This window comes from Micromonospora sp. URMC 107 (assembly GCF_051386315.1).
GTDB lineage: Bacteria > Actinomycetota > Actinomycetes > Mycobacteriales > Micromonosporaceae > Micromonospora.
On the sequence record NZ_JBPQTK010000058.1, the window covers coordinates 24,888 to 34,970 of the forward strand.

Sequence of the window (10,083 nt, forward strand, 5' to 3'; positions counted from 1 at the left end):
GAGCAGGATCACGACCCGTACCGCCGATTCGGTCCGGTGGTTCACTGGTCACCCTCCCGCTTCTCCCGAATGGTCAGGTCGATACGGATGCGCCGGCCGTGCATGTCCCGGCGACGGCGGATCAGCTCAGCGAGCCCGTGCAGCGCGGCGGCGGTCTGGTCGGCCGGGCCGACGAGCTGAACGCGCAGCGGGAACCGGAGCCGGTTAATCAGGTACGTCATGGGGTTCACGCGGTCACCTCCGGACCGGTCGGATGTCGATGCGGATGTGGTCTGGCGGAGCGCCGAGGGAGGCCACCGCTTCGGAGAGGCAGCGCCACAGCGCCCACGCCTCGTCGGGGGTCAGGGACATCCGCCGTCGACCGCTCCCGACCGCGAGATACACCGGGTACGGGTCGGGCCGTTCGGGGTCGACGCGGACCGAGACGGCGGTAGCAGGCTCAGGGGTACGGAGCCGGTAGAACCGGCGACCGTTCGGGGCGTTGGTCATCGGGCCGCACCCCCGCCGTCCCCGTCGAGCAGGTTGCGCAACGAGTCGGGCAGCAGCGGCCCGAGCGGCTTGCGTGGCAGCGGAGGCCGGACCGGTTCGGCGGCGGTTTCCCGGCCGACCTGGGCGAGGATGTCGGCAGCGTCGACCGGCGCCGGGTACTGCGCGGCCATGTCCCGGATGTCGCTGTCGCTGATGAAGGAGAACCGAACCCGTACCGGGTCGGGGGTGCCGTCGAGGATCACGTACCCGACGCCCTTGGCCCATCGGGGCATCTGGTCGGCCAGCGCGCCCCGGTTGCGGGCACCGTCGCCAAGGACCATGTCCACCTGGGCCGCTTCGGTCAGGCCGAGCGCGATCCGGGTCGGGAACAGGTCCCGGAACGGTAGGACTTCCTTGCGCGGATCCTGCAACGCCGCCACCACCAGGACGCCGACGCCGGCACCCTGCGACAGCAGCACGCCCAGCGACGAGGCGATCCGCTTCCGCAGGTCACCGTCTTGCAGGTACGCGGTCAGCGCCGCCATCTCGTCGACGACGACCACGACCAGTGGGTCATCCTCGGTCGGAGTGTGGACGCGAACCGTGCCAGCGAGCCGGGCCTGACGCTCGCGCAGAACTCCCACGGCCTCGTCGAGCAGATCAGCCATAGCCTCGAAGGACTTGCAGGCGAACCGGGCGAACATCGGCCGACCGAGCGCAAACTCCATCCCGCCCTTGGGGTCGATCACCCAGAGCCGGACCAGCCCAGAGGCGACGCCGCCACTGAGCGCCCGGACCAGCGACCAGAGGACGGAACCCTTGCCGCGCCGGGTGGCCCCGCCCACCAGGACGTGAGTAGCCAGCAGGTGCAGCGACCAGGTACGCAGGTCTTCCCGCCGAGCCAACGGCAGCGCGGTGAAGTCCGGTACCGCCGGCACCGGGAACGGTGGCACGACCGTCCGCAGCGCGTCGGTACGCACCAGCGCCAGGTAGACGACGGTAGGCCGGTCCCGGAAACGCACCCGGTCGACCGCTCGGAGCAGCCAGGCAGCCCAGCCCGTACGGATCGGCGGATCGTCGGGACGCTCGGAGTAGACCCGGGCATGCCGCCGGCCGAAGGCGTACGCCAGGTTCGCGCTCACCTTCTGGAACTGTTCCGGGGTCTGGCCCCGGACCATCCGGATCGTCAGCACGTCGAGCGCCTGATCCGAGCGGACCCGGAGGAGTTCCGGCAGGACCCGCCGATGGTCGTACGTCTCGGCGAGCCCACAGAGCGTCATAGCCTCCCGCCAGACCCGCCGGTACACGAACACGCGCCGGACGAAGCCGAGCAGTGGACCCGCCAACCAGGCCCACCAGGACGACTCGTGCCGCCACCACCAGACCAGTGACACCGCCGCCATCAGCGCCAGCGGCACCACCAGGCCGGGCCAGTCGAACTCGACGTACAGGGTCACCGCCGACGCCGCCGAGGCGGTGGCAACCGGGTGACGCAGGCACCACCACACCGCCCGCCAGAACCAGCGGAGCAGCAGCCCGAGCACGACCAGCCAGGCCGGCAGCTCGAACCGCTTGGGCCGGATCACCAGGAGGTCACCGGCCGAGGTCATCACCACTTCACCGCGAGGCCGCCGGATCACTTGGCACCTCGCAGCGACACGAACCGCCCCGATGCGTCCCGCACCGGAGGGAACGGAAGGACAATCTGACCGACACAGCCGGGACACCGGTCGTCCTCACCGGTCGTGGGGTCGAACGGGTTCCGGCACACCGAGCACCGAGGCCAGCCACGGCCAGCCGGACGCCTACGCTTGGACACGTCACTACCTCTCTCGTCAGAGCAGGGGGAAGACAGAGAGGGGCGGGGCTGCCGTCCGCCAAGACCAGACAGCCCCGCCCTCACCTGATGCGGCTACGCCGCTGCCTTCTGCTTGCCGGCCACTCCCGCCGGGGTCCGCAGCCCGGTCGCCCGCAGCGAGTACGCCATCCGGCCGTTGTTCGCCACGTACGGCGTGACGGTCATGCCGTCGAACTCCACCGCCTCGAACGGCGTGCCCGTCGGCGGAACCGGCTGGTAGTCCGCCGAGATCTTCACCGTCGTCTCACGTGAGCGCTTGCCCAACTCAGGGTCGAGATCCATCACCCGGACCTGCCACACGCGCTGGCCCGTCACCTTGTCCTTGGCCGGCGAACGCCGACCGGTCTTCTCGTCGTAGTCCTCGACCTCACCCAGCGACTCGGGCACCAACGCGCACCCCGCCGGGAACACGTCCTCGAATCGCACGGCGAACCTCGTACCGCCACGCAGAGCCATTGCTCAACCTCCTGACTTCACCTGACTAACCTGACTAGCCAGGTGGTGTGGATCAAAGGTAGGCCGGCTTGGCTAGTCATGTCAATGACAGTGGCGGAACTTTCCTAGCCTGGCTAGTCAGCGGTACCCTCCGCGCATGGCTCTTGACCCAGATGACCCCCGCACGCCGTCGCAACAGATCGCGGCCACGCTGCGGGCGGAGATCAAGACAGGGAAGTTCGCCCCCGGCGAGAAGCTGCCGTCGCAACACGACCTCGTCGAGCGGTTCAGCGTCGCGCGGGAGACGATCAAGGCAGCACTGCGGAAGCTGCAAGAGGAACGGCTGATCGTCACCCGGCAGGGCAGCGGCACGTTCGTCCGCGCCAACACGGAGCGCCCGGTCGGGCTACGGCCGCACATCGAGCGCGCTTTCGAGGCCACGAACGTCACGATCGACTTCGCCGGCTTCTCCGGAGAGACGCTGTACAACGCGATCCAGGAGACGTTGGACAAGGTCCGCATCGGCCGACTCACCCCGGAGTCGATCCGGGTACGGGTACTCATCTCCGACATGACCGCCCCGATGGCGATCCCCTGCCGTGCCGAGGACCAGGCCGACGACCCCGGCATCCGTGCCCGAGCCCGCCGCATCACTGACCGGTCGATCCACGCCGTCACCGATGCCGTACAGGAGCTTGCCGACCTGGGGTTGGTCAAGACCGCGACCACCGAGGTACGGGTTCACAAGGCCGCGCCGCTGTTCAAGCTGTTCATCATCAACGAGCAGGAAGCCTTCTTCGGCTTCTACCCGGTCGTCGAGCACACGGTGAACGTCGACGGCAAGCCGGTGGCGATCTACGACGCGATGGGCAAGGACGCGATCCTGTTCCCCTTCACGCCCAGCGACGAGGACACCAGCAATGACGCCCTCTACGTCGAGCAGGCCCGAGCCTGGTTCGACAGCATGTGGGGCACCATCGCACGGGAGTACGCCTCGTGACCGCCGCCGATCTGGCCGCCCTCGTGGAGCGCGCCCGCGTGATTCTGCTCGACTTCGACGGCCCTGTGTGCAGCATCTTTGCCCAGCACCCCGCGTCGGCCGTCGCCCACCAGTTGCGCAAGCTGCTCGTCGACCAGGCCGTGACCCTGCCGACCGAGATCCTGAACGAGCCCGACCCGCTCGCCGTGCTGCGCTTCACCGCCACGCTTGGCCGCCCGGCCGTCGTCCGCCTGGTCGACGAGGCGATGACCCGCGAAGAGGTCACCGCGGCCCGCACCGCCGAGCCGACCCCGTACGGCCGGGAAGTCATCGTCGCCGCCCAGCAGACCGGCCGCCAGGTCGCCGTCGTTTCGAACAACTCAGCCAACTCCGTCCACGCCTACCTGAACGCTCGCCGGCTCACCGCGTACGTGCACCCGGTCATCGGCCGCCCGGAGGCCGCACCCGAGCGGATGAAGCCGGACCCGTTCCCAGTGCTGGCCGCTGTGCGGGAGCTGGGTGCCGAGCCGCAGGATTGCGTCCTGGTCGGAGACTCGGTCAGCGACATCGAGGCCGCCCACGCCGCCGGAGTCGCCGCCATCGGGTACGCCAACAAGCCCGGCAAGCGCGAACGATTCGGCGCAGCAGACGCCGTCATCGACAGCATGGCCGACCTGGTGACCGCCTTCTCCGTCAAGGAGCTGTAGCACCGCCGTACCGCATACGAGCGCCCCGGGGGTTCGTCACCGGGGCGTTTCTCGTGTGCTCAGTCGACGTGCGGCATACGGCCCGTAAGGTAGTCCGCGATCTGGCGCCGCATTGTCGGATGGATGTCGAGCCCCGCCAGTTCGTCAGGGTGGAACCAGCCGACGTGGCTCGCCTCGTCATTGGGTGCACATGCCCCGCCCACCGGTCGCGCCAGCAACGTGACCTCGTACTCCTGACGAACCTCACCGTCCGAGTACGCGATGATGTGGCCCGGGTCGGAGTAGACGCCGAGGAGGCCGGTCACCTCGACCTCGACCCCGGTCTCTTCCAGCGTTTCCCGGATCGCGCACTCGGTCGGAGTCTCCCCGATCTCCATCTTGCCCATCGGCAACGCCCACTGGCCGGTATCCCGTCGACGCTGGAGCAGGATCGCGCCCTGGTCGTCGACGGCCAGCACACCGCAGGCCGGAATCAGGGTGTTCGCCTTGGGCGCGTCCGGGACGTTCCAGTACTCGACACGTCCCACCGTCAGACCTCCGCTCCCTGCCACGGCACCGCCGTAGCCCACACCCGGTCGAAGCTGTTCACGTAGTGCTCGAAGAGACCGCCGCCGTCGAGCCTACGGAAATGGAACGTGGGGTTGGCGCTGGCAGCCTCGCCATAGGCGTGCGGGTTCACCAACACCTCGTCGTCGTACCGGAAGAGGCTGTTGTACAGCGTGGTCGGGTGTAGCCGGATCTCGCATCCGTCGACCCCGGCCAACTCCCGGTAGTACGTCAACGCCGCCCGGATCTTCGCGCCCAGCGTCCCGCCGAGCTGTTCCTCTCGGTCGCGGACCGCCACGGCATCACTTGACGGGTCACCGAAGCAGAGCCGGACCTGAACGCCCACCGACAGCCGGTCGGCCAGCATCCGCGCCACCCGAGGTTGCGTTTGCGCAAAGAAGGTTCCCGAGAACACGAGCACGTCGATCCGTTCCTGCGCCTCAGACAGCAGCCGCAACCACAACTCACGCGGTACCGACGCCCGATCCGGGTAGACCTCGATCAGCTCAGCCCGACTCGCCTCACCACGCCGGCCGTTGGCAGATGCGACCACCTCCGGCCACAGGTACGCCTCTTCCGCGCCCAACCGACGTGCCGCCGACCACCGGTGCCGCCGATGCGGAACACGTCCAAGGCTAATCCAGCGTTCCACGGTTTTCGGGTCGACGCCGCATTCATCGGCTAGGTCCTCAACCCGAATACCCCGACGCACCATGACAGTCCGAAGACGTTCGTTCATTCTTCTATTGGACCTTTTCGGGGCCGGACGTTTCAACCCCGTCCCGGGACGTTTTGCAAGAGGCAAAGACGTCTGGCGACAGTCCAACCAGGCGGATGAACCGTGCGGACGAAATCGCTTAACTTACTATCGCCGCAACCCGAACTCCCTGGTTTCGTGCTCGCCGCAATGGCCGCGACATCAGGAGAGAAGCGGTACTCGTCAGGGCGTGGAGAACTCCCGCGCCCTGACGAGCATTTACGTTACAACCGACCTCAACGAGAGAATCAAGATGTCGTTCACAACACCTCAACCAGACCAACTCATGCCCGACACAGAGCCAAGTCAGCGCTTCGTGATCCACATACCAATCGAAGCACTCGATGTCGCAACCGCACTCGAACGAGCGTTCAAACTAACTGAAGTACTGCGCTTCATTCAAGGCTTCGACCAGGGCGAAACGACTCTGAGTTATGAGGACAAGCAAACGGAACGCATCCGAGTTCTCTGTGACCAGCTAATGCCGAATCGGAATCGCTGCACCCTAAAGCATCATCACAGCGGCCACTGTCAGGCTTAACATTGACACGACGCTAAGGTCAAGCCTACGAAGCACTAGTGTTTCGCATGTCAAAGCGAACCCGGTCTGATCACGATGATGCGCGGCTCAAGTCAAGGGCCTCTTTGAATCCCGGATGGACCCTGAAAGTCTCAGCCGTTGAGTCAAAGCGCGCGCGCGGATCTTGGTAACGCCACACGTACTCCGACCCTCCACCCCGGCCGCCCGGCTTCAAGTACCCCACCACAGAGAACTCAAAAAGCCGCTCAAGTGCGTTCATCGGATCACGGACGTCGTCCGAGTAGCGCGCTCTCCACTTGACCACAAAATCGTTCATCGAGAAGCGCTCCGTACCAACGGACTTCAACACTTCCAGGTAGTCCTTGTACCCCGGAACATGCTTAGCGATTTCGTCATCCAGCTCGCTCAAAAGATAGTCAGAGTATGCGTCTCTGGCGAGGTGAACGCAGGAGTTATCAAAGCGCCCACCGCTAGAGCTACCCTGCTGACGGTAGACCTTCAGAATCTCGTTACAAAATTTGATCACATCGCGCGGCCGCAGGAAGGTGCGGTCACAGATGTGCTTATACTTTGACTGCCTGCTGGGCATCTCGCGCTCTTCATCAAAAACATCAGCCCATGGAACGCCACGTCCCCCAGCCCCAAGAACTGCGGCAAAGCGGCTCTCCATAAGCTGCCGCAGCGTCAGGCCCTCGCCATAGTCACGCCATTGCACACGCGAGGTGTAATTCTCGGTGACTTTGTTCTTATCCTCGAACTGCAAATCCTGGTAAATGTCATCCCGGAGAAAGACCACCACATTAAGCTTCTTGCCTTGGCTTTTCGCCGCCACAAATAGATCTCTCGCGGCGAGAATTAGCCCGACAAGGCGCTGCGCATACTCGGGCTGAGTAGTTGTAAACCCAAGGTCAAGCTGATCGAAGCAAACGTAGTAATAGTGATTTGGATTGAGTGCCCTCAGGATGTGATCTTGGATAACACGGTTGACTTCCTGAACATGCTGAGGAAGCTCCCTGACACGAATCCGCTCTCCCGTAACATGCAGGACAGGTAGCCTCAGGGTCGACTTAAATTTCAGCTCCTTGTCAGGGCTAAAGAGCTGCCTAACGTCAGGGTCACGGCTCCCATAGGAATCGACAACAAAATCCTCCAATGGAACTAGAGCTTCGAAAGCCTCTTCACTCCACGGCTGACTCTGGTCTTGATTGAGCACAATTTTACTCAAGCTCATGAGTATCAGATACTTCCAGCTATGGATGTACCTGCGCTCTTCAGGAACCCCGGTCTGCGCCTGAAGATCATGGTGATGCCAGGGGTAGTCATCAAATGAATGCCCGTAAGCGAACCGATCGTAAGCCTTCTCGGTCAAGAACCGCTTATAAATTGCAGTCTTGCCGGAGCCCTTTCGGCCAAGAACCAGGAACGATTTATTCTCACGCGCCCGCGAATACGCTTCATGGTCTTGGAAACAATCTCTGAGAAGCTCATCAGCATCAGCGTCGATAGCGCCAAAGTCGTCGACGAGCTTAAGATCGAGCACACCCACTCCAGAATAAGTGTCGCGACGCCAGGGAGGACAGGCTTAAAGTACATCATGCTCCGTCACGTTCGTGAAGCTGACGACTCGGTGCCGCAGCGGGTTCGTCGAAGATCAGCTACCTACAGATAGCGCTTGGCCTGCTGTGATGTTCCCTGCTGTGAGCACTGCCGATTTCCTCTCTTCTGGATCAAGGCACCGCGCTCCGCGCGGTGCGGGGCGGCAAGCCCGGCCGGCGGCAAGCCGCCCCGGCCGCCTACGGCGCCGGGGCGGGAAGCCACCGACAGCCGCCGGGACACCGCCCCCACCACAGCCAGAAACCAGCCCCAGCGAGGCCGTGACGGAAGCCAGCGGGTCGGCCTGGTCGAGTGGTCGGGGCTTCCGGCTGCCGCGCCAGTCCAACCCCGGGACTGGCTTGCCACCGGGCTACCCCGTTCCGGCACCAGCTCCACCGCCAGGACGTACCCGACCTCTCCCCAACGTCGCCCGCCGTCGATGAGGACCAGGCCGCCGCAGAGCCCCACCAAGGCCACCGCAGACGAGATCAACTGATCGGGGAGTCAGCGTTTCCTGGGCCGTCTCTGGGCCGTCTGGGCCGTCACCGGGCCGTCAGACGCCGCCCAATGGTGACCAAGGTCAACCAATGGTACCAGGCAAAAGACCAGCTCAGAGCCTTGATCAAGGCTCCGAGCTGGTGGGCGACGGACGAGTCGACCTGTACGCCGGATTCTGTGACCGGCGCGCGCCCCGAGGGGCTCGCGCCAGCGGCGGCCATCCATCTAGGCCTGCCGTCGCCGGCAGGCTCGAGCGGCCTACCCGCAGACATCGGGCGGGCCACCCTCAAGCGTCTGCGCGGGTCGTCGACCTGCTGGCCGGCGGCCCTTTCTTGGCCTTGCTCCGGGTGGGGTTTACCGAGCCACCCCGGTCACCCGGGGTGCTGGTGGGCTCTTACCCCACCGTTTCACCCTTACCGTCCCCGATGGGGTCGGCGGTCTGTTTTCTGTGGCACTGTCCCGCGGGTCGCCCCGGGTTGCCGTTAGCAACCACCCTGCCCTGTGGAGTCCGGACGTTCCTCGGCGGCGGGCCGGAGCCCGCCGACGCGACCGCCCGGTCGACTCGTCCGTCGCGCACCCATCCTAACGACGCCACGGCCGCGCCTATTGCCACCCCGGGCGACCGGCACCCGTCCCGCCGGGAGCGCGTACTAGCCTCTGGTGACCATGGACGTCTCCGACGCCGCGCTGCTGCTCGCCGCCGGTCTCGCCGCGGGCACGGTGAACGCGGTGGCCGGCGGGGGCTCGCTCATCACCTTCCCGGCGATGATCGCGGTGGGCCTGCCGCCGGTGCCGGCCAACGTGAGCAATTCGGTCGCGGTCTTCCCGGGGTACGTGGCGAGTGTGGCGGGCAGCCGGCAGGACCTGCCGCCCCGGCGGGCGCTGGTCACGCTGGTGCCCACCACGATCGTCGGCACGATCGCCGGCGCCCTGCTGTTGCTCGCCACCCCCGCCCGGGCGTTCGAGCTGGTGGTGCCGTTCCTGGTGCTCGGGGCGACGGCGGTGCTGGCGTTCCAGGATCCGCTGCGCCGGCTGGTCGGGCACCCCCGCGACCTGTCGCCGCGCCGTCGTACGGTCACCGTGCAGGTCATGGTCGCCGTCGGCGCGGTGTACGGGGGCTACTTCGGCGCGGCGCTCGGGGTGATGCTGGTCGCGGGTCTGGCCCTGGTGCTGGACGCGACGCTGGCCCGGGTGAGCGCGCTCAAGAACCTGCTCTCCGCCCTGGTCGGGCTGACCACGCTCGTGGTGTTCGCGCTGTTCGGGCCGGTGAACTGGGCGGGCGTCGCGGTGGTCGCGCCCGCGACGCTGGCCGGCGGGTACGCCGGCGCGCGGCTGGTCCGCCGGCTGCCGCCGGTGGTGCTCAAGGTGCTGATCGTGGTCTTCGGCACGGCGATCGGGCTCTACCTGCTCCAGCGCGCGCTGCGCTGACCCGGCCCGCCCGATGGCCGGGACGCGGCAGGGTGGACCGGCTAGTGGTCGTTCAGCGTGCAGAAGAGCGTCCGGTGCTCGACGTCCAGGAAGGCGGCCCGCCACCGCGTCGACGGGTTGCCCTCGTCGTACGACCGGCTGCGCAGCCACCGGGCGCGGCCGCCGAGGACGGCCACCAGCACCGCGCGTCTCGTCAGGTCGTCAGCGTACGAAGCGCGTCCATCCCCGGCGCGCGGGACGGCGCGTCGCCCCCGGCCGGGAGGGGCCGGGGGC

11 protein-coding genes and 1 other RNA gene are annotated in these 10,083 nt (G+C 66.3%); 3 read left to right on the top strand and 9 right to left on the bottom strand.

Annotated elements, in window-relative coordinates; genetic code table 11:
- Nucleotides 1-41: 41 nt before the first annotated feature.
- The 4 genes from ACSNN9_RS15500 to ACSNN9_RS15515 form a co-directional block, all read right to left on the bottom strand.
- Nucleotides 42-221, bottom strand: coding sequence for a hypothetical protein (locus ACSNN9_RS15500; RefSeq protein ID WP_358040704.1), 180 nt, complete (start codon nucleotides 219-221; stop codon nucleotides 42-44).
- 13 nt (nucleotides 222-234) lie between these two features.
- Nucleotides 235-489 carry a hypothetical protein gene (locus ACSNN9_RS15505; RefSeq protein WP_396863867.1) on the bottom strand — a complete coding sequence of 85 codons (255 nt, stop codon included), beginning with the start codon at nucleotides 487-489 and terminating at the stop codon, nucleotides 235-237.
- Entirely contained in the window at nucleotides 486-2,078 is a 1,593-nt protein-coding gene (locus ACSNN9_RS15510) for an FtsK/SpoIIIE domain-containing protein (protein ID WP_436673859.1), read from the bottom strand. Before ACSNN9_RS15510 ends, ACSNN9_RS15505 begins: the two co-directional genes overlap by 4 nt.
- A 302-nt stretch (nucleotides 2,079-2,380) precedes the next feature.
- Nucleotides 2,381-2,782: a transcriptional regulator gene (locus ACSNN9_RS15515; protein ID WP_436673861.1), complete on the bottom strand. Its 402-nt coding sequence runs from the start codon at nucleotides 2,780-2,782 to the stop codon at nucleotides 2,381-2,383.
- Nucleotides 2,783-2,918: 136 nt separating this feature from the next.
- Between ACSNN9_RS15515 and ACSNN9_RS15520 the strand changes: the two genes are divergently transcribed.
- Nucleotides 2,919-3,761: a GntR family transcriptional regulator gene (locus ACSNN9_RS15520; RefSeq protein ID WP_436673863.1), complete on the top strand. Its 843-nt coding sequence runs from the start codon at nucleotides 2,919-2,921 to the stop codon at nucleotides 3,759-3,761.
- Complete coding sequence (locus ACSNN9_RS15525) at nucleotides 3,758-4,447, top strand: HAD family hydrolase (RefSeq protein WP_436673865.1); 690 nt, start codon at nucleotides 3,758-3,760, stop codon at nucleotides 4,445-4,447. Before ACSNN9_RS15520 ends, ACSNN9_RS15525 begins: the two co-directional genes overlap by 4 nt.
- Before the next feature lie 59 nt (nucleotides 4,448-4,506).
- On the opposite strand, the gene ACSNN9_RS15530 is transcribed toward ACSNN9_RS15525, so the two are convergent.
- The 4 genes from ACSNN9_RS15530 to rnpB form a co-directional block, all read right to left on the bottom strand.
- Complete coding sequence (locus ACSNN9_RS15530) at nucleotides 4,507-4,974, bottom strand: NUDIX domain-containing protein (protein ID WP_436673867.1); 468 nt, start codon at nucleotides 4,972-4,974, stop codon at nucleotides 4,507-4,509.
- Between the two features lie 2 nt (nucleotides 4,975-4,976).
- On the bottom strand, nucleotides 4,977-5,732 hold the full coding sequence (locus ACSNN9_RS15535) for an XRE family transcriptional regulator (protein WP_436673868.1): 756 nt from the start codon (nucleotides 5,730-5,732) through the stop codon (nucleotides 4,977-4,979).
- 629 nt (nucleotides 5,733-6,361) lie between these two features.
- Nucleotides 6,362-7,837, bottom strand: coding sequence for a P-loop ATPase, Sll1717 family (locus ACSNN9_RS15540; protein ID WP_436673870.1), 1,476 nt, complete (start codon nucleotides 7,835-7,837; stop codon nucleotides 6,362-6,364).
- 693 nt (nucleotides 7,838-8,530) lie between these two features.
- Nucleotides 8,531-8,947, bottom strand: an RNA gene (gene rnpB, locus ACSNN9_RS15545) — RNase P RNA component class A.
- 101 nt (nucleotides 8,948-9,048) lie between these two features.
- Here rnpB and ACSNN9_RS15550 point away from each other — a divergent pair.
- Nucleotides 9,049-9,810 carry a sulfite exporter TauE/SafE family protein gene (locus ACSNN9_RS15550; protein ID WP_436673872.1) on the top strand — a complete coding sequence of 254 codons (762 nt, stop codon included), beginning with the start codon at nucleotides 9,049-9,051 and terminating at the stop codon, nucleotides 9,808-9,810.
- Between the two features lie 41 nt (nucleotides 9,811-9,851).
- Here ACSNN9_RS15550 and ACSNN9_RS15555 read toward each other — a convergent pair.
- A partial coding sequence (locus ACSNN9_RS15555; protein WP_436673874.1) for a hypothetical protein occupies nucleotides 9,852-10,083 on the bottom strand: 232 nt, incomplete at its 5' end.